Below are 23,152 nucleotides of genomic sequence, written 5' to 3' on the forward strand. Positions count from 1 at the left end.
CTCCGGCGCGGGCCGGATGCGGATTGGCGCGGGGCGGCTGGGCGCGGGCTCGCGGCCAGCCGGGACGTCACTGGCAGGACAGCGCGGTGCGCAGAGACTCCAGGTTCGTCGTCATCGCGCTAGCGTAGTCGCCGCTCTCGGGGGCCGACTCGATGGGGCTGAGCACGGCGGTGGTGGCGCCGGTCTCGCTGGCCACGGCCTCGGCGGTCGCGGGGGAGACGAGCTCCTCGGTGAAGATCGTCGTCGTGCCGGTCTCCTGGACGACCTTCTTGACGTTCGCGAGGTCCGCGGGGCTCGGCTCGGAGTCGGGGTCCACCCCGGAGATGGAGACCTGGGTCAGCCCGTAGGCCTCGGCGAGGTAGCCGAAAGCCGCGTGGGAGGTGACGAAGGTCGTGCGCTGGCACTTACCCAGGCCGGTCTTGTAGCTGGAGTCGAGGCCGTCGAGCGAGGCGGTGAGCGTGGCGAGGTTGGCCTCGTAGTCGGAGGCGTGGTCCGGGTCCGCCTTGGCCAGGGCGGCCTCGATGGCGGTGGCGGCGGACTTCATGCGGGTCGGGTCGAGCCAGAAGTGCGGGTCCGTGGCCTTGGCGGCGCCGGAGGCGTGGGCGTCGGTGTGGGCGTCGCCGTCCTCGTGCTCCTCCTCGACGCCCTCATGGTGCTTGAGGTCCACTGAGCCGGAGAGCTCGACGATGGTGGGCCCGGAGGCCTGGGCGACGGCGTCGTCCATGGAGGGCTGGAAGCCTGCGACATAGGCGATGACGTTGGCGCTGTTCAAGGCGGTGACGTCGGCGGGGGCGAGCTCGTAGTCGTGCGGCTCGACGTTCGTGGGGGTCACGGAGGTGACGGCGACGTGGTCCCCGCCGATGGTCTTGGCGAGGTACTCGACGGGGTAGAAGGAGGTGGAGACCTTGAGGGTCCCGCCCGAGCCCCCGGACGTTGAGGGGGCGGGGCTCTCGCCACAGGCGGCGAGGGAGGCTGTCAGGGCGATCGCGCCGACGACGGCGCAGGCGCGGCGGAGTCGAGAAGCATTCATGGGACTCATTGTCATTATCTGGTTGGCGCGAGTCAACGCGGGCCAGTGTGACGCGATCCGCCCCGGTCAGCCGCTGGGGCGGGGCGCTGGGAGGGCTGTGAGATGGGGCGCCGGGAGGGCTGGGGTGGCCGGGCTCAGGCGCCGTCGCCCTGGGCCCGCGCCGAGCAGTCGGCGCACAGGCCGAAGAACTCCGCCACGTGCTCCATCTGGGTGAACCCCGCGGCCGAGCTCACCGCCTCGATCCAGGCCTCCAGCTCCTCGCCGGCGACCTCCTCGGTGTGCCCGCAGTCGCGGCACACGATGTGGTGGTGGTGCCCCACCCGTTCGCAGGAGCGGTAGAGGACCTCGCCATCCGCGCTGCGGACCTGGTCGACCTGCCCGGCATCCGCCAGGGCCGTGAGATTGCGGTACACCGTGGCCAGCCCCACCTTCGTCCCCTCGGCCTCCAGGGCGGCGTGGATCTGCTGGGCGGAGCGGAACTCGGCGGTGCGCTCGAGGATCCCGGCGACGGCGGCGCGCTGGCGCGTGGCGCGCGGCCTGGCCGCCGTCGAGCCCGCGGTGGACCTGGAGGGGGTGCCGCTCGCCGTCCTGCTCACAATGAGGCCTCGCTTCTCATCGGCGGCGCGATCGCGCCTGTGCTCAAGGTGCACTGAAGATGCATTCAAGGTGCACTGAAGGGTGTGCTGAGGGGCCTGGCGCGAGAGCGCGCCCAGCGCCGGCCCCTCCTCATCATCTCACCGACGGGCGCGTCCGCGCGGCAATGCTCGTCACAGGTGGGCGAGGCCCCCGGCGGGCCGGGCGGGGCGTCGCCGGGGGCGCGCGGCGCAGCGCTTAGACTGTCGGCACTCGTTCCCACCATCCAGGTGCGGACAACGACGGAATGATTCAGGAGAGACCCGGTGGCTAAGAACTCCTCCACACTCGATCGCGTCATCAACCTGGCCAAGCGCCGCGGATTCGTGTTCCCCTGCGGCGAGATCTACGGCGGCACGCGCTCGGCCTGGGACTACGGGCCGCTCGGCGTCGAGCTCAAGGAGAACATCAAGAAGCAGTGGTGGCTGGCGATGGTCCGCTCCCGCGACGACGTCGTGGGCCTGGACTCCTCGGTCATCCTGCCCCGCGAGACCTGGGTCGCCTCCGGGCACGTGGGCGCCTTCACCGACCCCCTCGTGGAGTCCCTGCACACCCACAAGCGCTACCGCGCCGACCAGCTCATCGAGGAGTACGCCGAGCGCAAGGGCCTGGACCCCGAGACCGTCACCCTCGACCAGGTGCCCGACCCCGAGACCGGCCAGCCCGGCGACTGGACCGAGCCCCGCGAGTTCTCCGGCCTGCTCAAGACCTACCTCGGGCCCGTCGACGACGAGGCCGGCCTGCACTACCTGCGCCCTGAGACCGCCCAGGGCATCTTCATCAACTTCGCCAACGTCATGAGCGCGGCCCGCAAGAAGCCGCCCTTCGGCATCGGGCAGGTCGGCAAGTCCTTCCGCAACGAGATCACCCCGGGCAACTTCATCTTCCGCACCCGCGAGTTCGAGCAGATGGAGATGGAGTTCTTCTGCAAGCCCGGCACCGATGAGGAGTGGCACCAGTACTGGATCGACTACCGGCGCGACTGGTACATCGACCTGGGCATCGACCCCGACAACCTGCGCCTCTACGAGCACCCCAAGGAGAAGCTCTCCCACTACTCCAAGCGGACGGTGGACCTGGAGTACCGCTTCGGCTTCGCCGGATCGGAATGGGGCGAGCTCGAGGGCGTCGCCAACCGCACGGACTTCGACCTGTCCACCCACGCCGAGCACTCCGGCAAGGACCTGTCCTACTTCGACCAGACCACCAACGAGCGCTGGGTGCCCTACGTCATCGAGCCCGCCGCCGGCCTGACCCGCTCCATGATGGCCTTCCTCGTGGAGGCCTACCACGAGGACCAGGCGCCCAACACCAAGGGCGGGGTGGACACCCGCGTGGTCCTCAAGCTCGACGCGCGCCTGGCCCCCGTCAAGGCCGCCATCCTGCCGCTGAGCCGCAAGGAGGAGCTGACCGGCCCCGCCAAGGCCGTCGCCTCGCGCCTGCGCCGCCTGTGGAACGTCGAGTACGACGACGCCGGCGCGGTGGGCCGCCGCTACCGCCGCCAGGACGAGATCGGCACGCCCCTGTGCCTCACCTACGACTTCGACTCCCCGGAGGACGGGGCCGTCACGGTGCGCGAGCGCGACACCATGGTCCAGGAGCGCGTGCCCCTGGAGGGGATCGAGCGCTACCTGGCCGAGCGGCTCGCCGGCTGCTGACGGCGCCCGGCATGTCGGGGCACTCCCACCACCACGGCGCCTCGCCCGTCCCGGCGGGCGAGGCGCGCCGCGTGCGGATCGTTCTGGCGGCGATCGTCGTGCCGATCGTCCTGGCCACCCTCGTGGGGCTCGCGCTGCTCTGGCCGGGGAAGAGCTCGCTCATGGGCTCGCGGCCCTTCGCCGTCGAGGGCTCCTCCATGGAGACCGCCTCGGTCACCTCCACCTCCGTCGCCGACTGCGAGGACTCCGCCAAGGTGCTCGGCGGGGTCTCCGACGGCTCCCTGCTCACCGACGCTGTGTGCGCCGAGATCACCAGCGGTGACGGCAAGGGCCTCGTCGTGCCGGTCCACATCCCGGCCGAGTCCGCGCGCGCCGCCGATCCCGGCGACTCCATGAAGGTGCTCTACACGCCCCAGGCGCTCGCCGGCGGCACGCCCTACGTGTTCGTCGACTACCAGCGGAGCCTGCCGATCGGGCTGCTCGCCGCCGTCTACCTCGTGCTCGTGCTCGCGGTGGCGGGCAAGCGCGGGGCGCTCAGCGTCCTGGGCCTCCTCATGGCCACCGCCGTGCTCATGGGCTTCATGATCCCCGCGCTCCTCGCGGGCGAGAGCGCCCTGGCCGTCACCCTCACCGGCTCGCTGGCGATGATGCTCATGGCGGTCTACGTCGCTCACGGCGTTTCCGTGCGCACGACCACCGCGCTGCTCGGCACCTTCGCGGGAGTCGTCATCACCGTCCTGCTCGCGCTGTGGGGGACGGCCTCCTCCAACCTCACCGGCGCCGTCGACGACACGGCCCTCACCCTCAACGGACTCGTGAGCGAGGCCGGCGTCCACCTCGACCTGCGCGCGCTGCTCACCTGCGGCATGGTGGTCGCGGGGCTCGGCGTCCTCAACGACGTCACCATCACGCAGGCCTCGGCCGTCTGGGAGCTGCACGCCGCCAACCCGGCCATGTCCCGGGGGCGCCTGTTCACCGGGGGCATGAGGATCGGGCGCGACCACATCGCCTCCACCGTCTACACCCTCGCCTTCGCCTACGCCGGCACGGCGCTGCCGCTCATCCTCGCCGCCGCGCTCATCGACCGCTCCATGATCGACACGCTGCTCAGCGGTGAGATCGGCGAGGAGATCGTGCGCACGCTCGTCTCCTCCATCGGGCTCGTCCTGGCGATCCCCGCGACCACCGCCATCGCTACCATCCTGTGCCGCACCGGGGGCGCGGGCGATGCGGTTAGCCCGGCTGGCGCTGCTCAGCCCCCAGAGACGTCCGACTCGGCCTCGCCCAGCAGCTCGGCCTGATCGGCGTCGAGAACGGGGGAGTCCAGCCAGCCGTCGGGCAGGTGGGGGCGCTTCGGATGGCCCGCGCGGCCGCGGGGTCCCTCGACGGTCTCGCCGGGGTAGGGCACCTCGGCCGGCAGGTGCGAGCGCATGGCCTCCAGAGCGGCGTCGAGCTCGGCCAGCGAGCCCACGCGCATGAGCGCGTTGCGGGCCGCGCCGCCCACCGGATAGCCCTTGAGGTACCAGCCGACGTGCTTGCGCAGGTCGCGCACGCCCCGGTCCTCGCCCATCTCATCAGCCAGCAGCCGCGCGTGCTCGCGGATGACGGCGATGACGGCGTCGAGATCCGGGTGGGAGCGGGCGGCCGAGCCGTGCACGGCGGCGACGATGTCCGCGAAGAGCCACGGGCGCCCCTGGCAGCCGCGCCCCACGACGACGCCGTCGCAGCCGGTGGCGGCCATCATCCTCACGGCGTCATCGCCCACCCAGATGTCCCCATTGCCCAGCACCGGCAGGCGCGTGGACTCCTTGAGCTCGGCGATACGGGCCCAGTCCGCCTGGCCGGAGTAGTGCTGCCGGGCGGTGCGCGCGTGCAGGGCGACGGCGGCGATACCGGCGTTCTCAGCCGCCCGGGTCGCGTCGATGAAGGTCTCGTGGGACTCGTCGATCCCCACGCGCATCTTCATCGTCACCGGCACCTCGCGGCTGCGGTGGGCGGCCTTGGCGGCGCTCTCGGCGGAGGCCACGCACTCGCGAAGGATCGCGGCGAGCAGGTCCCGCTTCCACGGCAGGGCCGCGCCCCCGCCCTTGCGGGTCACCTTGGGCACGGGGCAGCCGAAGTTGAGGTCGATGTGGTCGGCCAGGTCCTCCTCGACGAGGATGCGCACGGCCTTGCCAGCGACGACGGGGTCGACGCCGTAGAGCTGGATCGAGCGGACCCGCTCGGCGGGGTCGGTGCGGACCATCGCCAGGGTCTTCTCATTGCGCTCCACGAGCGCGCGGGTGGTGACCATCTCCGTGACGTAGAGGCCCGCGGGCGCCTGGATGCCGCCGTCGTCGGTGGGGATCGGGCCGGGGGAGGCGGGGCGGAGGGGCTCGGGGAGCGCGGACTCGGCGGCCTGGCGGCACAGGCGGCGGAAGGAGGCGTTCGTGACGCCCGCCATCGGCGCGAGGACCACGGGCGTGGGCACCTCGATGGGGCCCAGGCGCAGCGGGGCGGGGGAGTCTGAATGGGTGGTCACGCGCTCATGCTGGCACACACGGCCACCGCCCCGGAGACGGCGCCACCCCGTAGGCTGTGCCTGTGACGGCTGCGACGGGCCCGGGAGGGGCCATGGATCCGGGCCCGGGCGCGCCCCCGGGCCCGCCGCCGGGCCTGCTGCCGGGGGTGCGACCGGGCTTGCTCGAGGGGCGCACGATCCTCATCACCGGGGTGATGCGCCCCTCCTCGATCGCCGCCTCCGTGGCCCACGCCGTCGCCGGGCAGGGCGCGCGCGTCATCCTCACCACGCACCCGCGCACGCGCGTGCTCACCGAATCGGTGGCGGCCTTGCAGGAGCTGGTCGAGCCCGTGGTGGGGCTGGATGTCGCCAATCCCGTCTCCCTGGCCGCCCTGCCGGACGAGCTGGCGCGCATGGGCGTGGACCGGCTCGACGGCGTCGTCCACTCGATCGCCCGCGCCAGTCGCGACCTCCTTGGGACGGTGCTCGCCGATGATCCGGAGGCCGTGGGCGACGGCGGGGAGCCGGGGCGAGAGAGGGGGCGGAGGCTCCCGGAGGAGGCGGGGGAGACGCGCATGGCCGCGCTCCGGGACGCCTTCATCGTCTCAGCCGCGTCCCTCCCCGCGCTCGTCGAGGCGGCGCAGCCGCTGCTGGGGCGGGGGAGCTCGGTGGTCGCCCTCACCTTCGACACCTCCCGGATCTACCCCGGCTATGGCTGGATGGGTCCGCTCAAGGCGGCCCTCGAGGCCTCGGTGCGCGCGCTCGCCGTCGAGCTCGGGCCCCAGGGGGTGCGGGTCAATGCCCTGTCGGCGGGGCCGCTGCGCACGACGGCGGCCTCAGCGATCCCCGGCTTCGACGAGCTTGTGGATGGCTGGGGCGAGGCCGCGCCGCTCGGCTGGGACCCCAATGACGCCGCGCCAGTGGCGCGCACGGCCGTCGCGCTCCTGTCTGACTGGATGCCCGCGACCACCGGTGCCGTCATCCACGCCGACGGCGGGGCAACCCTATGAGCGTGGACGGGCTGAGCACTGGGTGCTGGGCGCTGGGCTGCCCGATGGGCGCTGGCCGACCCGATGGGCGCCTGGCGACCCGATGGGCGCTGGCCGACCCGATCCACTGAACACTGATTCCCGCGAGGAGGACCCATGACTGAGACCGCTCCCAGGGCTGCTGCTGCGGCCTCGTCCACCGCTAGTGCCGCTGAGGAGGCCCGCATCCTCATCCTCATCCGCCACGCGCGGGCCGCCGCTGCGGCGACGGATATCGAGCGGCCGCTGTCCGACTCTGGTGCCGCGCAGGCCCAGGCCCTGGCGACGGCGCTCTCCATGCGGGTGCGGAGCGCCGACCTGCTCATCGTCTCGCCCGCCGAGCGCGCGCGGCAGACCTCCCAGCCGATCATCGCGAGGCTGGCGCCGGAGCGGACCCTCGTGGAGGAGGACGTGTACTTCGGCGGTGGCCGGGCGGTGCTCGACCTTGTGCGGGAGACGGGCGCGGGCGCGCGAACGGTGGTCGTCGTGGGGCACGAGCCGACGACCTCCGAGCTCGCCGCCTATCTCGACGGGGGAGTGACGGACCTCGGGCGGCGGGTGTCCTATGGAATGTCGACCGCCAATGCCGCCGTGCTGCGAGTCGATTCGCCCTGGGGCGCCCTCACCGGCGGCGCCGCCCAGGTCATCGACTTCCTCACCCCCGACCTCACTCCCGACCGCGCAAAATAATCACCACCCCCTATATGCGAGACCGGGCGAACAGCACGGCGAGATTCTGTTCTTGTGGGCGCGGGTGTGATCGGGGTGTGTGCCCTCATCGAGACCGGGTGATATGAGGATCGAGACCGGTTCGGGGTGGCGTGTTCTGGGGTTAGTGGCCTTGGTGTTCTTCGGCGTCGTCGGACAGGTAGGGGACGAGTCTGCGGATGTTGAAGGGCGGGGCTGTTTGGGTGGTGGTGACGTAGCCGTCGACGGGCTGCCAGTCGGTGGCGCCGGAAGGTTTGAAGCGTGCGGTCCAGGTGGTGGTCAGTGAGACGACGACGTTGTCGGCTGTGGCGGCGTAGAGGTGTGTGACGGTCTGGTTGGGGTAGGGGTTGCCGGGGTCGGTGGTGGAGAAGGTGGTTCCGTCTCCCCAGTTCCAGGTGTAGGTGGCGGGGGTGACTTCGACGTCGACACTGGTGCCGCCGACGCTGGTGGTGAGTGTTCTGGTGGTGGGGTTGGTGTAGGCGATCAGCGGCATGTGGAGCAGGATGGTGCCGGTGGGCGGCTGGATGAAGACGCCGGAGCCGTCGACGATGAGGGTGGCCACATCATGCGACGTGAGGACGATGGGTGCGGGGGCCGGGGCGGCGGGCGCCGCAGCGGCGGGAGTGTCGTCGGCCACCAGGGCGCAGTGCCCCTTCTTGTCGAGATCACTGATCTCTTCCACCCAGCAGTTCCAGCGTCCGCCAGCTCGGCTGGCCTTGGGGTCGGCCGCCGCCACACTCACGCCGGAGTTGGAATCTGAAGTGGTACCACCTGTTTCGGCTGGAGTATTTCTGTTGGGGACTGGAACGGCCTGTGTGGTCGACTGTTGGAGTTCGACTTTCGAATCTTTCGCTTGACCAGACATTTCCCCAATCTCGCCCGATGGGTCCTTGTTGGCCGAGTCGTCCATCGGAAATGCGAGAGAGGTGATAGTGCTTGCCGCGAGAGATAATGTAGCGATTGTCTTCATCATTCTACTGATACTCCTTTTATAGTCCATGCCTCGTCTGCGTATTTCAGGGCGACAAAAAAGGATAGTGTCTCTGCGGATTTCTCTGTTGTCTCACCGCTGCCTCTGACGGTTGTGGATGCGCTTGAAGTGATCGTTCCTTGGATTCCGGAGTACTCTTTTCCTTCGCCTGGCGGAATGTAGTACAGGTCGTTGAGGTTCGTCTCCCAGGGGTTGGCCCATCCGCCGCCTTGGTGGAGCTTGGTGGCATTGTCGATGGTGGATTTGCAGAAGACGCAGGCATCCTCGCTCATGGCGGCCAGATCGGCGGTATCTCCGGTGATGAAGGCGTAGCGGTAGAGGGCGAAGAAGTAGTTGACGGCGTTGATAGCGCCTTCTTCTGTGTTTTGGCTGACCGCCTCTGGCTTGGACGGTTTGGGTTCGGCGAGCGCGGTGGCGCGTTGAGCCTGTAGTTCGGGGCTGAGGGACGGCAGGGCGCTTGCGGTGGGTGTCGCGTCCGCACTGGTGGGGGTGCCCGCCATGAATTGGGTGGGCAGGGTTCCAGTGACCTCGGTCGGGGGAGCGTCCTTGGCGCAGGCGGTCAGCAGTGTCAGGCTCACGGCGCAGCAGGCCGCCAGCACGAGGGCGATCGGGTGGGACCAGCGCCCGCGCGCCACCGTCGCGAGGCGCTTGCGTGGTTGGCGACAGCCTGCTGGGCGAGGGGTAGCGCTGCGGCGCCGTCGAGAGACTGTCGCGCTGAAGGAGTAGAACGGGGTGTGGGGAGGCGTGGGGGCCATGGGTCTGGGGCCTTCCAAGCGGGAAGCGGGCGGGCGGACATGGACCAGGGGAAGAAATCGAGGCCCCAGGTCGGCCCCAGTGACGGCGGCCTCGCCGTCGAGCCCCCACCTTAGAGCCCGCCCGGCCCGCGCGCCAGACCCCATCGCGGATCTGTGGATAACCCCGCCAACACGCCCCGACCAGCACCAGCCTGTGGATACGGAACCGGTCTCGGCGGGGGGGGGGCTAGAGGAGGGGGAGGATGAGGGAGAGGTCGCGTTCGTCGATCCGCGCGGGCGCCTGCTCGCGGACGACGGGCTTGGCGCAGAACGCCACCCCGAGGCCCGCCGCGTGGATCATGTCGAGGTCATTCGCGCCGTCGCCCACCGCGACCGTGCGCTCCATCGGCACTGAGCGCTCAGCCGCCCACTGGCGCAGGCAGTCCTCCTTGACGCGCCTGTCCACGATCCGCCCCAGGACCCGCCCGGTGAGGCGCCCGCCGGCCGCCTCCAGCCGATTCGCGGCCACATGGTCGATCCCCAGGCGCGCCGCCAGGGGCACCACGACCTCCTCGAAACCCCCCGAGACCACGCCCACGGCGCAGCCCCGCTCGTGCAGCCCCGCGATGAGCCCCTCCGCACCGCGCGTCAGGCGCACCTCGGCCAGGACCTCCGCGAACACGGTCTCCGGGACTCCGGCCAGCGTCGCCACCCGTTCGCGAAGGGAGGCCGCGAAATCGAGCTCGCCGCGCATCGCCCGCTCGGTGACGGCGGCCACCTCCTCACGAGTCCCGGCCCGCTCGGCGATGAGCTCGATGACCTCCTGCTCGATGAGCGTGGAGTCCACGTCCATGACCAGCAGGCCGGGGCCCGCGCCCGCGCTTCCCCCAGCGCCCGAGGCGCCCTCAGCGCCAACGATCGCGCCCCCGGGGCCGGCCGTTCCAGGGCCGGCCCCGGGGAGCGCCTCAGCGGGTGACAACCCTGCCCTTCGGGACCACGGTGATACCGGACTCGGTAACGGTGAAGCCGCGCTCCAGGTCGTGCTCGCGATCGATGCCGACCATCGCGCCCTCCTCGATCACCACGTGCTTGTCGAGGATCGCGCGGTTGACCACCGTGTTCCGCCCGATCTGCGCCCCGTCCATGACCACGGAGGAACGCACGGAGGACCACGAGTTCACGCGCACCGACGGTGAGAGCACCGAGGAGATCACCTCTCCGCCCGAGACGATGACCCCGGGGGAGACGATCGAGTCGACGGCGTGCCCCAGGCGCTCGTGGTGCCCGTAGACGAACTTGGCCGGCGGCATCGAGGCGTCGTAGCCCGCGTACAGGGGCCAGCGGTCGTTGTACAGGTTGAACACGGGGCTGACGCTGATGAGGTCCTGGTGGGCCTCGTAGAACGCGTCCACCGTCCCGACGTCGCGCCAGTAGCTGTGGTCGCGCTCGGTGGCCCCCGGGACGTCGTTGTCCTTGAAGTCGTAGACCCCGGCCTCGCCCCGCGAGACGAACCACGGCACGATGTTGCCGCCCATGTCGTGCTTGGAGGACTCGTCGGCGGCGTCGGCGGTGACCGCCTCCAGGAGCGCGTCCGCGTTCATGATGTAGTTCCCCATCGAGGCGAGGATCTCGTCGGGGGAGTCCGGCAGGCCGGGGGTGTCCTTCGGCTTCTCCACGAAGGCCTTGATGACGCCGCGGTTGGCGGGGTCGGACTCGATGACGCCGAACTGGTCCGCCAGGGATCGCGGCTGGCGGATGCCCGCGACGGTGCAGGGCAGGCCCGAGGCGATGTGGTGGTCCAGCATCTGGGAGAAGTCCATGCGGTAGATGTTGTCCGCGCCGGTGATGACCACGTAGTCCGGCCGCTCGTCGTCGAGCAGGTTGAGGGACTGGTAGATCGCGTCCGCCGAGCCGAGGAACCAGTGCTTGCCCACGCGCTGCTGCGCCGGCACGGGGGCGATGTAGTTGCCCAGCATGTTGGACAGGCGCCAGGTCTTGGCGATGTGCCGGTCCAGCGAGTGCGACTTGTACTGGGTCAGCACGACGACCTTGAGGAAGCCGCTGTTGATCATGTTGGACAAGGAGAAGTCGATGAGCCGGTAGATCCCGCCGAAGGGCACGGCGGGCTTGGCCCGATCAACGGTCAGGGGCATGAGGCGCTTGCCTTCACCGCCGGCGAGGATGATTGCGAGGACACGAGGGGAAGCCATGAGGCCACCCTACGGTGATCGAGGCCACTCATGCGACCGGTTTGGGGATGCGGATTGACATCTGATCTCGTCGGGCGGCGGGGGAGAAGGGCCGAAACCCCGGCGGCGCGCCGTCGGCTCCCGCTACCGTTGCACTGAGGCCCGCATCACGGCCGACGGCGCCCTGGCCCGCAGGGCGACCCCGAACGCGCAGCCGAGGAGGCACAGGCAATGGCGTCACTGAGAGTCGATCTGCTCACCAAGGAGTACCCGCCGTTCATCTATGGGGGCGCCGGCGTCCACGTCAACGAGCTCGCGCGCGTCCTGCGCCCCCTGGCCGACGTGCGCGTCCACGCCTTCGGGGGGCCCCGCGAGCCCGGCACCGAGGGGGCCGACGACGGCGTCACCGGCTACCCGGAGATCGCCGAGCTGGAGGGGGCGAACGCGGCGCTGCGCACCTTCGGCGTCGACCTGGAGATGGCCGCCGGCTGCGAGGGCGCCGACATCGTCCACTCCCACACCTGGTACGCCAACCTCGCCGGCCACCTCGCCTCTCTCCTCCACGGCGCCCCGCACGTCATCTCAGCCCACTCCCTGGAGCCCCTGCGCCCCTGGAAGGCCGAGCAGCTCGGCGGCGGCTACGCCCTGTCCTCCTGGGCCGAGCGCACCGCCTACGAGGCCGCCGCCGGCGTCATCGCCGTGTCCAACGGGATGCGCGCGGACATCCTGCGCTCCTACCCGGCCATCGACCCCGAGCGGGTCAAGGTGGTCCACAACGGCATCGACCTCGACGCCTGGCAGCGCCCCACCGGCCCCGAGGCCGACGCCGCCTCCGCCGCCACCCTGGAGCGGCTGGGTATCGACCCCTCGCGGCCCACGGTCGTGTTCGTCGGGCGCATCACCCGCCAGAAGGGCCTGCCCTACCTGCTGCGCGCCTGCGAGCTCCTGCCCGCCGAGGTCCAGGTGGTCCTGTGCGCCGGCGCTCCCGACACCGCCGAGATCAAGGCGGAGGTCGAGGGCCTCGTGGCCGGCCTGCGCGAGAAGCGCACCGGCGTGGTGTGGATCGAGGAGATGCTGCCGCGCCCCGAGCTCATCGCCGTGCTGTCCGCCTCCGACGTCTTCGTGTGCCCGAGCGTCTACGAGCCCCTGGGCATCGTCAACCTCGAGGCCATGGCCTGCGGCCTGCCCGTCGTCGGCTCGGCCACGGGCGGCATCCCGGACGTCATCGTCGACGGCGCCACCGGCCTCCTCGTCCCCATCGAGCAGGTCACTGACGGCACCGGCACGCCCGTGGAGCCCGAGACCTTCATCCACGACCTCGCCGAGCGCCTTGCCTCGCTCGTCATGGACGAGGCCCTGGCCCGTCGCATGGGCCAGGCGGCTCGCACCCGTGTGGAGGAGCACTTCTCCTGGGAGGCGATCGCCCAGCGCACGATGGAGGTCTACCGCTGGGTGCTCGACCGCGGCTGAGCTCACTGGGCCAGCCGGGTCCCGCCGGGAGCACCGCCGCCACGGCGCCGCGCGCAGCCGCGACGGCGCCATGGTGACGATGGCGCTCCCGCGGCGGGCTGGCCTCAGCGCGCCTGGGCCCACCAATCCGTCGCCGCGGCCACGCCCCGGCGCGCGGTGTCGCGCAGGGGGCGCAGGACCCGCGCCCTCCGCTCGGCCTGGAGGGCCGTGGCCGCCGCGCCGTCGTCGTCGAGCGCGATCTCGCAGATGCCCAGCAGGCGCAGCGAGCGCTCCAGGAGTTCGCGGCGCCGCTGGTCCAGCCCCGGTGGCAGGAGTCGCGGGTCGGCGACGGCGGTGATGAGGTCCGTCAGATCGTCGGCCAATTCGGGACGCTCCCGGGCCAGGTCCAGCTCGGTGAGTGCCTCGATCGCCTCCTCCATCGCGGCGTGGACCTGGGCGCGCGCATGGGCGGCGTCGAAGGGCGGCACGGCCGCGGCGGGTTCCCCGCTCTGGGTGGTCTGATCGACGACCCGCCATACCCCGCTCGTGCCGGAGGCCTCGGGGACGAGCAGGCAGGTCCGTCTGAAAGCGCTGAGGGCGCTGCTCTCGCCCGCGGTCTGGACAAGCACCGCCTCACCGGCGTCGAGCGCCGAGCCCAGTCCCGGCAGGGGATCGGAGGGGCTGGGGAGGACTGCGGCCACCCGCCCGGGCCGCCCCATGAGCGTCATCCACTCCATGAGGGGCGTCTCGCCGTCGAGAGCCGGATCGAGGACGGTGTGGGCGCCGTCGGCCCCCTCGACGACGGCCGCGCCGCGCGAGGAGGGCACGGGCAGCCACAGCGCGAGCAGGATCGAGGGGTGAAGGTCGAGGTCAGTCACGCTGCGCACCCTAAACCGTTGGGAGCGCTGCGATCGCGAGGGCGCACCGCGCCGGTGGGACGTAAGATGTCTGCGCTCCCGTCCGTGCTGGACCGGCATCCCCACCGGCCTCCCACCCGGACAGTCTTTTGGAGGCACCGATGCCCGCCGCCCCTGTTCCCACGCGTCGCTCCCGCTCCGCTCGACGGCCCCTGCTCCTCGCTGCGCTGCTCCTGCCCGCGGTCATCCCGTTGGCCGCCTGCGGGGCCGGCTCTGGATCGGCCGCCCCCGGTGAAGCGTCCTCGGCCCCCGCGACGGCGGGCGAGCAGGCCGCCACTGCCGCCACGAGCGCCGCGCCGGCGTCGCCAGTTTCCTCCGCGCTGCCGTCCGGCGCCGCGACCTCGAGCCCCCTGCCCTCGGCGGCGACCTCCTCCGCCGCGGCCGCCGTCGACCCCTTCGGCTACTCCTACCCGGGACTCGACGGCGTCGCCTTCCTCACCCCCAGCCAGAACATCGCCTGCGTCATCGGGCCGGTCTCCTTCCCCGACGTGCTCGGCTCCGACTCCGCGCGGGCGGTCGCCCCGCAGGCCTCCTGCGAGTTGGTGGACAGTCCCGACCTCCATGCCGAGGACCAGGATGCCGATGGCTGCCCCACCGGGCCGCTGGTCAAGGGGATCATCCGCATCGGTGAGTCCGGCCCCTCCTACGGCGTGTGCAAGACCGACATCAACGGGATCACCGCCTGGAAGCACGGGGGTGGCGCCATCACCAACTTCGACGCCTTCGGCTCGCTGGGCTACGGGCAGTCCGTGAGCGCGCACGGCTACACCTGCACGAGCGCGGAGGCAGGTGTGACGTGCCTGGACGGCTCCGGGCGCGGCTTCACCATCAGCAGGGAGGACTACACGCTCCACTGAGCGCGCTTCTTGAATCTCGCGGTGCTGTTCGCCCGGTCTCGCCGTGCTGTTCGCCCGGTCTCGCGGAGAGATATGGGGAGGAGTTCGCGCGAGTGCCTGGGACTCAGATCACGCGGGCGGGATAGGGTTGTCCCATGACCCGAGTTCTTCTCCTCGACGACGTCTCCCTGCACCGCGGGAGCACGCAGATCCTCGACCACCTCTCCTGGAGGGTCGACGAGGGGCAGCACTGGGTTGTCCTCGGCCCCAACGGCGCCGGCAAGACCACGGCGGCCCGCATCGCCGGCGCCCGCCTCTTCCCCTCCTCCGGCGCCGTGGAGGTCCTGGGACGGCGCCTGGGCAGGGTGGACATCTCCGAGCTCCACCCCCGCATCGGGCTGAGCTCATCGGCGATGGCATCCTCCTTCCAGGCGGGGGACCGCGTGCTCGGCATCGTCCTGTCCGCCTCCTACGGGCGCATCGGCGTGTGGCGCGAGGAGTACGAGGACAAGGACGTCGAGCGCGCCACCGCGCTGCTCACGGCCCTCGGCTCGGGAGCGCTCATCGAGCGCCCCTGGGCGAGCCTGTCGTCGGGCGAGCGCAAGCGCGTGGAGATCGCCCGCGCCCTCATGCCCGACCCCGAGCTCCTCATCCTCGACGAGCCCGCCTCGGGGCTCGACGTCGCCGGTCGCGAACAGCTGCTGGGCGCGCTCAGCCAGATCGTGGCCACGCCCTCCTCCCCGACGATGATCATGGTCACCCACCACCTGGAGGAGATCCCGGTGGGCTTCACCCACGCCCTCGCCCTGCGCGGCGGCCGGGCCGTGGGCGCCGGCCCGCTAGGCGAGGTCATCACCTCCTCGACTATGTCCGCCACCTTCGGTCTCCCCTTGGAGGTCACGCGGGACCGTGGGCGCTTCACCGCCCGCGGGGTCAGCGGGCCAGCCGAGCGCCAGGCCTGAGCCGGGCCGCGCCCGAACCGGCCTTGAATCGGCCCCGATCCTCGTCCCGCTGCCCGCGCCATCGCCGTCATTCCCCATCAACACAAGCCCCGGCCCCACCGGGCAGAAAGCGAGAGCACCATGGAGTGGATCTGGTGGCTCGGCGCCGCCCTCATCCTGGCGATCGTCGAGACCCTCTCGGCCGACCTCACCTTCCTCATGCTCGCCGGGGGAGCGCTCGGCGGCATGATCGCCGCCCTCCTCGGGGCGCCCCTGTTCCTGCAGGTCATCGTGGCCGCCGGGGTCGCCAGCCTGCTGCTCCTCTCCGTCCGCCCCGCCCTCAAGCGGCGCATGTCCTCCTCCGCCCCCGAGATGCGCACCAATGCCGACGCCATCATCGGCTCCGCCGGGCGCGCCCTGACCGCCGTGGACACCCTGGGCGGTCGGGTCCGCCTGGGAGGCGCGGAGTGGAGCGCCCGCCTCGCCGAGGGCCAGGGCGCCGGCGCGCGCCTCGAGCCCGGCACCCCCATCACCGTCCTGTCGATCGACGGCGCCACCGCCGTCGTCGCCCCCACTGACTGACCATGCCCATCCCGGGGCCCCGCCAGCCCTCGCGCGGCGGCCCCACCTACGGATCAAGGAGTTGATATGGAGACCGTCGTCCTCGTCATCCTCGGCCTCTTCGTGCTGCTCGTCCTCGTGGCGATCGTGCGAGCCGTGAGGATCGTCCCCCAGTCGTACGCGATCATCGTCGAGCGCCTGGGCAAGTTCCAGGCCGAGTACGGCGCCGGAATGCACCTGCTGGTGCCCTTCGTGGACCGCGTGCGCACCACCGTGGACCTGCGCGAGCAGGTCGTGTCCTTCCCGCCGCAGCCGGTCATCACCTCCGACAACCTCGTGGTGTCCATCGACTCGGTCATCTACTACCAGGTCAACGACCCCAAGCGCGCCACCTACGAGATCTCCAACTACCTCCAGGCGATCGAGCAGCTCACCGTCACCACGCTGCGCAACGTCATCGGCGCCATGGACCTGGAGCAGACGCTGACCAGCCGCGACCAGATCAACGGCCAGCTGCGCGGCGTCCTTGACCAGGCCACCGGCCGCTGGGGCATCCGCGTGGGCAACGTGGAGCTGAAGTCCATCGACCCGCCCGCCTCCATCCAGGGCGCCATGGAGCAGCAGATGCGCGCCGAGCGCGACCGCCGCGCCGCCATCCTCACGGCCGAGGGCGTCAAGCAGTCCCAGATCCTCACGGCCGAGGGCGACAAGCAGTCCGCGATCCTTCGGGCCGAGGGCCAGGCCCAGTCCGCGATCCTCAAGGCCCAGGGTGAGTCCCGCGCCATCCTCCAGGTCTTCGACGCCATCCACCGCGGCAACGCCGACCCCAAGCTGCTGGCCTACCAGTACCTGCAGACCCTGCCCAAGATCGCCAACGGCCAGTCCTCCAAGATGTGGGTGGTCCCCACGGAGTTCACCGCGGCGCTCAATGGCATCGCCGGGGCCCTGGGCGGCAAGGGCGGGGACAGCCCGTCGGCCGCCTTCGCCGGCGCGGGCGAGTCCGGTGACGTCCAGGTGAACCTGGCCGGCATGGAGACCGGCCTCGACATCGCCTCCGACCTGGCGGCCACGAACCTGCAGACCCCCGAGGAGGCCCTCGCCCAGGCCCGCGGCGAGGCGGCCTCCGCCTCGCAGGAGGCCGCTGAGGCGCCGCAGTCCACGGGCGGGGCGAGCCCGGCGGCCCCGTCCTTCCCGCCGTCGCGCGGCGGCGCGCACCGCCAGGAGCCCGAGCCCCCGCAGCAGGGGTGAGGCGCGTCCCAAAACACGATCGCGCAACGGGGAGACATGGAATCGGCCGACCGGCCGTCCTAGTCTCCCCGTTGTGCTGCCCGCCCCCTCGCATTCCGCGCTCGACCCCGCCCCCTGCTCCTCTCCCCGGCAGGTGACCCGGCGATGATCATCCCCATCGAGCACGGCGACGACGACCGCCTCGCCGACTACACCCGCCTGACCGACGTGGCCCTGCGGCGTCGGCTGGAGACCGAGCGCGGCCTCTACATGGCCGAGTCGACCAAGGTGATCGCCCGCGCCATCGAGGCCGGGCACGCGCCCCGCTCCTTCCTCATGGCGCCCCGCCACCTGGCCGAGACGGCGCCGCTCATCGCCGCGGCCACCGGCTGCCAGAGTGATCCCGAGGGCGGGCCCGTGCCCGTCTACGTGGCCGAGGAGTCCGTGCTGGAGTCCATCACCGGCTTCCACCTCCACCGGGGCGCCCTCGCCGCCATGAACCGTCCCGCCCTCGCCCCGGTCTCCGAGCTGCTCGCCGCGGCCCGCGGGGGAGAGGGGGCCCGGCGTGTGGCGATCCTGGAGGATCTCGTCGACCACACGAACGTGGGCGCGGCGTTCCGCTCGGCCGCGGCCCTGGGCATGGACGCGGTGCTCGTGACGCCGCGCTGCGCGGACCCCCTCTACCGGCGCAGCGTGCGGGTCTCCATGGGCACGGTCTTCCAGGTGCCGTGGACGCGCATCGACCCGTGGCCCGCCCTCGACGACCTCCACGCCGCGGGCTTCACCGTGGCCGCCATGGCCCTGTCGGAGGACTCGGTGAGCCTCGACGACTTCGCCGCCTCACCCGCCTGCGCCGCCCAGGGCTCCCGCGTGGCGCTCGTGCTCGGGACCGAGGGCGATGGATTGCGAGCGCGCACTGTGAGCGCCTGCGACGCCGTCGTCCGCATCCCCATGGCCGGGGGAGTGGACTCCCTCAATGTGGCCGCCGCGGCCGCCGTCGCCTTCTGGGAGCTGCGCCTCCCGGCGGATTCCTGACGGGCCCGCGCCCCCGCCCCGCCCGACGGTTTTCCGGTCGCCCCGCGCTTCCCAGTGCCGCAGCACGACTGAGGGCCGGTGCCCCACGGGGGAGCACCGGCCCTCAGATCCTGACTGCTTGGTCAGCCCTTGTCAGGCTCTGTCAGTCCTTGGCGGTGATGCGCAGGAGCGTGGCGCCCTGCTCGACGCCGCCGTCCGCCGCGAGCTCGACGGAGGCGAACTTCGCGGTGTTGGTGACGAGCACCGGGGTGGTCAGCGAGTAGCCGGCCTCCTCGACGACGGCGCGGTCGACGCGCACGAGCTCCTGGCCGGCCTCGACCCGGTCGCCCTGCTTGACCTTGACGTCGAAGCCCTTGCCCTCCAGGTTGACGGTGTCGATACCGACGTGGATGAGCAGCTCGACGCCGTTGTCCAGGTTGATGCCGTAGGCGTGCCCGGAGGCGGGGGCGACGACGACGGTGCCGGCCGCGGGGGCCGTCACGACGATCTCGCCCGAGGGGGTCACGCCCGCGCCGTCGCCGACGGCGCCGGTGGAGAAGACCGGGTCCGGAACATCGGACAGGGCCATGACATCACCGGTGAGCGGGGAGACGATCTCCGTGACAGCGCCGGGCTCGAGGGCCTCGGCGACGGTCGCGGCAGCAGCACCGGCGGCGCCGGCCTCCAGGGCCAGGTCCGCGGCGGTGTCCTCAGCGGAGGCCTCGACAGCGCCAGAGGCGGCGGCCTGGGCGGCCCGCTCCTCCTTGGTGCGGTAGTCGAAGGTGAGGATGAGGAAGAAGGAGGTCACGAAGCCGGCGAGCACCGAGACCGCGTAGAGGAACATCGGCTTGAAGACCGGGATGGTCAGCAGCGAGGTGAAGGCGAAGGCGCCGGTGAGCACGCCGCCGTCGGTCAGGAGGCCGCCCACGGCCTGGACCAGGCCGCCCACGAAACAGCCGACAAGCATGAACGGGTAGATCCGCTTGAAGCGCAGGTGGATACCGTAGAGGGACGGCTCAGAGATACCGCCGAAGAGGCCAGCGGCGAGGGCGCCCAACGAGGTCTGCCGCATCTCGGCGTCCTTGGCGCGAACCGAGATGACGAGCACGGCGGCGGTGGCGCCGAAGCAGGCGAAGTTCCAGGCGCCCATGGGGCCCTGGATGTAGTCGAGGTGGTTCGTGGCGTCGCCGTTGATGTTCGCGATCATGATGGCGTTCAGCGGCCAGTGCAGGCCCAGCGGCACGAGGAAGGGGTAGAGCAGCGGGATCGCGATCGCGAAGACGAATGGCACATGCGAGTAGAGCCAGAACAGGCCAGCGCCGATGCCGGTGCCCAGCCAGATGCCGATGGGGCCGATGAGGAAGGCCGTCAGCGGCATCATGATGATGAAGCAGAGGAAGGGCACGAAGACCATCTGCACGTTGGCCGGGATGATCTTGGTCAGGTACTTGTACAGCGGCGCCAGGATGGCGACCATCAGCAGGGGCACGAACACCTGCCCGCCGTAGGAGTTGAGCTGCATGGGCAGACCCGCGATGTGGACCATGCACAGGTCCTTGTCGAGCAGCGAGTTGTGCGAGCAGACCGTCGAGGCGGAGTCGGAGAGCTTGGCGAAGTCCTGGGTGAGCAGGGCGGCCATGACGGCGGCGCCCACCCACGGGTCGATGCCGAGCTTCTTGGCGGCGTTGTAGGCCACCATGATCGGCATGAAGTAGAACACCGACTGGAACATCGCGTTGGCGAAGACCAGCGTCGGCGGGAGGTTCTCGGCGTGGGTGTCGATGATGTGGAAGGCCTCGAGGACGGCCTCGCCAGCGATGATGAGCGAGGTGCCGAGCAGCACCGGCAGCAGCGGGCGGAAGGAGTCGGAGAGGTACTCGAAGAACGCGTCGACGATGGCGTTCTTGCCGCGGGCCTTGGAACGGGCAGCCGCCTTGACGTCGGCGTCGGACACGGCCGCCGCGTTCTTCATCGCGGGCAGGTTCATGATCTCGGTGTACATGCCCTGGACGGCGCCGCCGATGACGATCTGGTAGCGGTCACCGGACTGGGGAACCGCGCCGAGGACTCCGGGGATGGCCTCGACGGTGGCCTTGTCGATGACCGAGGCGTCGCGGAGTTCGAACCGGAGACGGGTGGCGCAGTGCGTGAGGTGGACGATGTTGTCCGCCCCACCGACCGCGTCGAGGATCGCCTCGGGCGTGCTCGTAGTGGTGGTCATGGCGTGGGGATGCCTTTCTGACGTGTGGCCCAACGGCGGACAGTGCCGTCGGAACGGCATCATCAGGCGCGCAGGGGCCGCTGGTCGGGCCAGCGGGCGCGAGGATGCCGCATTGCAGAGATCTTACAACTCTGTGAGGGCGGCCTCAATCTGGCGGCGTCCTCGCAGGCGGCAGGACCCGACGCCGCGTCGATGGCGCCGCCCGCGCCCCGTGTCCGCCCCGGCGCGGCCGCGATCCTCGCGCTTCACCGCGCTCCTGGCGCTATCCCGAGCCCGGCGCGCTGGGAGGGGGACGGCGCCGCGCCCCGTAGCATGTCCGCCGTGATCAACGTCCAGGACCTCACCCTGCGCATCGGCGCCCGCCAGCTCGTGGCCGGCGCCTCCTTCCGCGTCGACAAGGGCATGCGCATCGGGCTCGTCGGCCGCAACGGCGCCGGCAAGACCACGATGACCAAGCTCCTCGCCGCCGCCTCGGTGGCCCAGGGCACCAGCCAGGCGGTGGCCGACGGCGATGAGCGCCACGGCCTGGACGCCGTCGAGCACGAGGGCACGATCTCCTGCAACGGGACCGTCGGCTACCTGCCGCAGGACACGAAGATCGGGGATCTCACCGAGATCGCCCGCGACCGCATCCTGTCCGCCCGCGGCATCGACTCCCTCCTGGCGCGCATCCGCAAGGCAGAGGAGCGCATCGCCACCACCGAGGGCGACGCCATGGCCAAGGCCCTCGACCGCTACACGCGCCTCGACCACGAGTTCACCATGGCCGGCGGGTACGCCGCCGCCTCCGAGGCCGCCCGCATCGCCGCCGCCCTCTCCCTGCCCGACCGCGTCCTCGACCAGCCGATCGGCACCCTCTCCGGTGGCCAGCGCCGCCGCGTCGAGCTCGCCCGCGTCCTGTTCGCCCAGCCCGACACACTCCTCCTCGACGAGCCCACCAACCACCTCGACCACGACTCCATCGTCTGGCTGCGCGACCACCTGCGCACCTACTCCGGCGGCTTCATCGTCATCAGCCACGACGTCGAGCTCCTGCGCGACACCGTCAACCATGTCATGCACCTGGACGCCAACCGGGGCGCCCTCGACGTCTACCACCTCGGATGGGACGCATACCTCAACCAGCGGGCCGACGACGAGCACCGCCGCCGCCGTGAGCGCGCCAACGCGGAGAAGAAGGCCGCCACCCTGCGCGCCCAGGGCGAGAAGATGCGCGCCAAGGCCACCAAGGCCGTCGCCGCCCAGCAGATGCTCAAGCGCGCCGAGAGGCTCATGGCGGGCCTGGAGGCCGAGCAGCAGGCGGACAAGGTCGCGCACCTGCGCTTCCCCGACCCCGCCCCCTGCGGCAAGACGCCGCTGCGCGCGGCCGGGCTGTCCAAGGCCTACGGCTCCCTGGAGGTCTTCGCCGGGGTGGACCTCGCGATCGACCGCGGCTCGCGCGTCGTCGTCCTCGGGCTCAACGGCGCGGGAAAGACAACGCTCCTGCGCCTCCTGGCCGGCGTCGAGACCCCGGACTCCGGCGAGGTCCTGCCCGGGCACGGCCTCAAGATCGGCTATTACGCCCAGGAGCACGAGACCATCGACACCGGCCGCACGGTGGTGGAGAACCTGCGCTCGGCCGCCCCGGACATGGATGACACGCAGGTGCGCAGCGTGCTCGGCTCCTTCCTCTTCTCCGGCGCGGACGCGGACAAGCCCGCCCGGGTCCTGTCCGGCGGGGAGAAGACGCGCCTGGCCCTGGCGATCCTCGTGGTCTCCAGCGCCAACGTCCTCCTGCTCGACGAGCCCACGAACAACCTCGATCCGGCCAGCCGCGAGGAGATCCTGCGGGCGCTGTCCACCTTCACCGGCGCCGTCGTGCTCGTCACCCACGACGAGGGCGCGGTGACCGCCCTCAACCCCGATCGCGTCCTCCTGCTGCCCGACGGCGACGAGGACCTGTGGGGCGAGGACTACCTCGAGCTCGTGGCGATGGCCTGATCCGGGCCCGAGCGGGGGTTGGTCCTGGCCCGGTGAGTGCCGTCACTCGGTGATCGGCGGGGCGCGGACGTAGGGTAGGCCCGAATACCTACGTATATCGACGGAGACAGTCATGACCCAGACTCTTGACACCGCGAGCACCGAGACCACCGACGTGCCCGAGCACGAGGTCCTCCTCACCGAGGCGGCCGCCGCCAAGGTCGCCTCCCTCCTGGAGCAGGAGGGCCGGGACGACCTGCGCCTGCGCGTCGCCGTGCAGCCCGGTGGCTGCTCCGGCCTCGTCTACCAGCTCTACTTCGACGAGCGGACCCTCGACGGCGACGCCGTGCGCGCCTTCCCGACCGGCGGCGGCGCCATGGAGAGCGTCGAGGTGGTCGTGGACCGCATGAGCGTGCCCTACCTGTCCGGCGCGACCATCGACTTCGCTGACACGATCGAGAAGCAGGGCTTCACCATCGAGAACCCCAACGCGGCGGGCACCTGCGCCTGCGGCGAGTCCTTCCACTGATCCCCATTGGACGGGCCCGGCGCCGTC

21 protein-coding genes are annotated in these 23,152 nt (G+C 71.3%); 12 read left to right on the top strand and 9 right to left on the bottom strand.

Annotated elements, in window-relative coordinates; translation table 11 throughout:
- Positions 1–67: 67 nt before the first annotated feature.
- Both A1QA_RS0108170 and A1QA_RS0108175 read right to left on the bottom strand, forming a co-directional pair.
- Positions 68–1,030 carry a metal ABC transporter substrate-binding protein gene (locus A1QA_RS0108170; RefSeq protein WP_017178422.1) on the bottom strand — a complete coding sequence of 321 codons (963 nt, stop codon included), beginning with the start codon at positions 1,028–1,030 and terminating at the stop codon, positions 68–70.
- 134 nt (positions 1,031–1,164) lie between these two features.
- Positions 1,165–1,626, bottom strand: a complete 462-nt coding sequence (locus A1QA_RS0108175) for a Fur family transcriptional regulator (protein WP_043508479.1) — start codon at positions 1,624–1,626, stop codon at positions 1,165–1,167.
- 303 nt (positions 1,627–1,929) lie between these two features.
- On the opposite strand from A1QA_RS0108175, the gene A1QA_RS0108180 reads away from it, so the two are divergent.
- Positions 1,930–3,321, top strand: a complete 1,392-nt coding sequence (locus tag A1QA_RS0108180; protein WP_017178424.1) for a glycine--tRNA ligase — start codon at positions 1,930–1,932, stop codon at positions 3,319–3,321.
- Between the two features lie 11 nt (positions 3,322–3,332).
- The gene (locus A1QA_RS14060) at positions 3,333–4,622 is read left to right on the top strand and encodes a YibE/F family protein (RefSeq protein ID WP_017178425.1); all 1,290 of its coding nucleotides are present in this window, start codon (positions 3,333–3,335) and stop codon (positions 4,620–4,622) included.
- Here A1QA_RS14060 and dusB read toward each other — a convergent pair.
- On the bottom strand, positions 4,574–5,842 hold the full coding sequence (gene dusB, locus A1QA_RS0108190) for a tRNA dihydrouridine synthase DusB (RefSeq protein ID WP_017178426.1): 1,269 nt from the start codon (positions 5,840–5,842) through the stop codon (positions 4,574–4,576). The two genes, A1QA_RS14060 and dusB, sit on opposite strands and share 49 nt — an antisense overlap.
- A 62-nt stretch (positions 5,843–5,904) precedes the next feature.
- Here dusB and A1QA_RS0108195 point away from each other — a divergent pair, with 62 nt between their 5' ends.
- Together A1QA_RS0108195 and A1QA_RS0108200 are read left to right on the top strand one after the other, a co-directional pair.
- On the top strand, positions 5,905–6,831 hold the full coding sequence (locus A1QA_RS0108195; protein WP_244266120.1) for an SDR family oxidoreductase: 927 nt from the start codon (positions 5,905–5,907) through the stop codon (positions 6,829–6,831).
- A 135-nt stretch (positions 6,832–6,966) separates the two neighbouring features.
- Complete coding sequence (locus A1QA_RS0108200) at positions 6,967–7,539, top strand: SixA phosphatase family protein (RefSeq protein WP_017178428.1); 573 nt, start codon at positions 6,967–6,969, stop codon at positions 7,537–7,539.
- Between the two features lie 142 nt (positions 7,540–7,681).
- Here A1QA_RS0108200 and A1QA_RS0108205 read toward each other — a convergent pair whose 3' ends face one another.
- From A1QA_RS0108205 to glgC, 4 genes are all read right to left on the bottom strand, one after another.
- Positions 7,682–8,239: a hypothetical protein gene (locus A1QA_RS0108205; RefSeq protein WP_017178429.1), complete on the bottom strand. Its 558-nt coding sequence runs from the start codon at positions 8,237–8,239 to the stop codon at positions 7,682–7,684.
- Between the two features lie 287 nt (positions 8,240–8,526).
- Positions 8,527–9,126: a DUF6318 family protein gene (locus tag A1QA_RS15950; RefSeq protein WP_154652330.1), complete on the bottom strand. Its 600-nt coding sequence runs from the start codon at positions 9,124–9,126 to the stop codon at positions 8,527–8,529.
- Between the two features lie 403 nt (positions 9,127–9,529).
- A complete protein-coding gene (gene serB / locus A1QA_RS0108210) occupies positions 9,530–10,135 on the bottom strand; it encodes a phosphoserine phosphatase SerB (RefSeq protein WP_154652331.1) in 606 nt (201 codons plus the stop codon).
- Between the two features lie 112 nt (positions 10,136–10,247).
- Positions 10,248–11,492 carry a glucose-1-phosphate adenylyltransferase gene (gene glgC / locus A1QA_RS0108215; RefSeq protein ID WP_017178431.1) on the bottom strand — a complete coding sequence of 415 codons (1,245 nt, stop codon included), beginning with the start codon at positions 11,490–11,492 and terminating at the stop codon, positions 10,248–10,250.
- A gap of 219 nt (positions 11,493–11,711) precedes the next feature.
- On the opposite strand from glgC, the gene glgA reads away from it, so the two are divergent.
- A complete protein-coding gene (glgA, locus tag A1QA_RS0108220; RefSeq protein WP_026048807.1) occupies positions 11,712–12,941 on the top strand; it encodes a glycogen synthase in 1,230 nt (409 codons plus the stop codon).
- Positions 12,942–13,045: 104 nt separating this feature from the next.
- On the opposite strand, the gene A1QA_RS0108225 is transcribed toward glgA, so the two are convergent.
- Positions 13,046–13,798: a hypothetical protein gene (locus tag A1QA_RS0108225; RefSeq protein ID WP_017178433.1), complete on the bottom strand. Its 753-nt coding sequence runs from the start codon at positions 13,796–13,798 to the stop codon at positions 13,046–13,048.
- Between the two features lie 140 nt (positions 13,799–13,938).
- On the opposite strand from A1QA_RS0108225, the gene A1QA_RS14065 reads away from it, so the two are divergent.
- The 5 genes from A1QA_RS14065 to A1QA_RS0108250 all read left to right on the top strand — a co-directional run bounded on the left by A1QA_RS14065 (position 13,939) and on the right by A1QA_RS0108250 (position 18,437).
- Entirely contained in the window at positions 13,939–14,694 is a 756-nt protein-coding gene (locus A1QA_RS14065) for a hypothetical protein (RefSeq protein WP_017178434.1), read from the top strand.
- A 134-nt stretch (positions 14,695–14,828) separates the two neighbouring features.
- Entirely contained in the window at positions 14,829–15,635 is an 807-nt protein-coding gene (locus tag A1QA_RS0108235; RefSeq protein ID WP_017178435.1) for an ABC transporter ATP-binding protein, read from the top strand.
- 120 nt (positions 15,636–15,755) lie between these two features.
- Positions 15,756–16,196 carry an NfeD family protein gene (locus A1QA_RS0108240; RefSeq protein ID WP_017178436.1) on the top strand — a complete coding sequence of 147 codons (441 nt, stop codon included), beginning with the start codon at positions 15,756–15,758 and terminating at the stop codon, positions 16,194–16,196.
- A 66-nt stretch (positions 16,197–16,262) separates the two neighbouring features.
- The gene (locus A1QA_RS0108245; protein ID WP_017178437.1) at positions 16,263–17,423 is read left to right on the top strand and encodes an SPFH domain-containing protein; all 1,161 of its coding nucleotides are present in this window, start codon (positions 16,263–16,265) and stop codon (positions 17,421–17,423) included.
- Between the two features lie 144 nt (positions 17,424–17,567).
- A complete protein-coding gene (locus A1QA_RS0108250; RefSeq protein WP_017178438.1) occupies positions 17,568–18,437 on the top strand; it encodes a TrmH family RNA methyltransferase in 870 nt (289 codons plus the stop codon).
- A gap of 142 nt (positions 18,438–18,579) precedes the next feature.
- Here A1QA_RS0108250 and A1QA_RS0108255 read toward each other — a convergent pair whose 3' ends face one another.
- Entirely contained in the window at positions 18,580–20,637 is a 2,058-nt protein-coding gene (locus A1QA_RS0108255; protein WP_017178439.1) for a glucose PTS transporter subunit IIA, read from the bottom strand.
- A 321-nt stretch (positions 20,638–20,958) separates the two neighbouring features.
- Here A1QA_RS0108255 and A1QA_RS0108260 point away from each other — a divergent pair, with 321 nt between their 5' ends.
- Together A1QA_RS0108260 and A1QA_RS0108265 are read left to right on the top strand one after the other, a co-directional pair.
- On the top strand, positions 20,959–22,617 hold the full coding sequence (locus A1QA_RS0108260) for an ABC-F family ATP-binding cassette domain-containing protein (protein ID WP_026048808.1): 1,659 nt from the start codon (positions 20,959–20,961) through the stop codon (positions 22,615–22,617).
- Between the two features lie 112 nt (positions 22,618–22,729).
- Positions 22,730–23,125 carry a HesB/IscA family protein gene (locus A1QA_RS0108265; RefSeq protein ID WP_017178441.1) on the top strand — a complete coding sequence of 132 codons (396 nt, stop codon included), beginning with the start codon at positions 22,730–22,732 and terminating at the stop codon, positions 23,123–23,125.
- Positions 23,126–23,152: the final 27 nt, after the last annotated feature.

Source organism: Actinomyces timonensis DSM 23838, assembly GCF_000295095.1.
Taxonomy (GTDB): domain Bacteria; phylum Actinomycetota; class Actinomycetes; order Actinomycetales; family Actinomycetaceae; genus Actinomyces; species Actinomyces timonensis.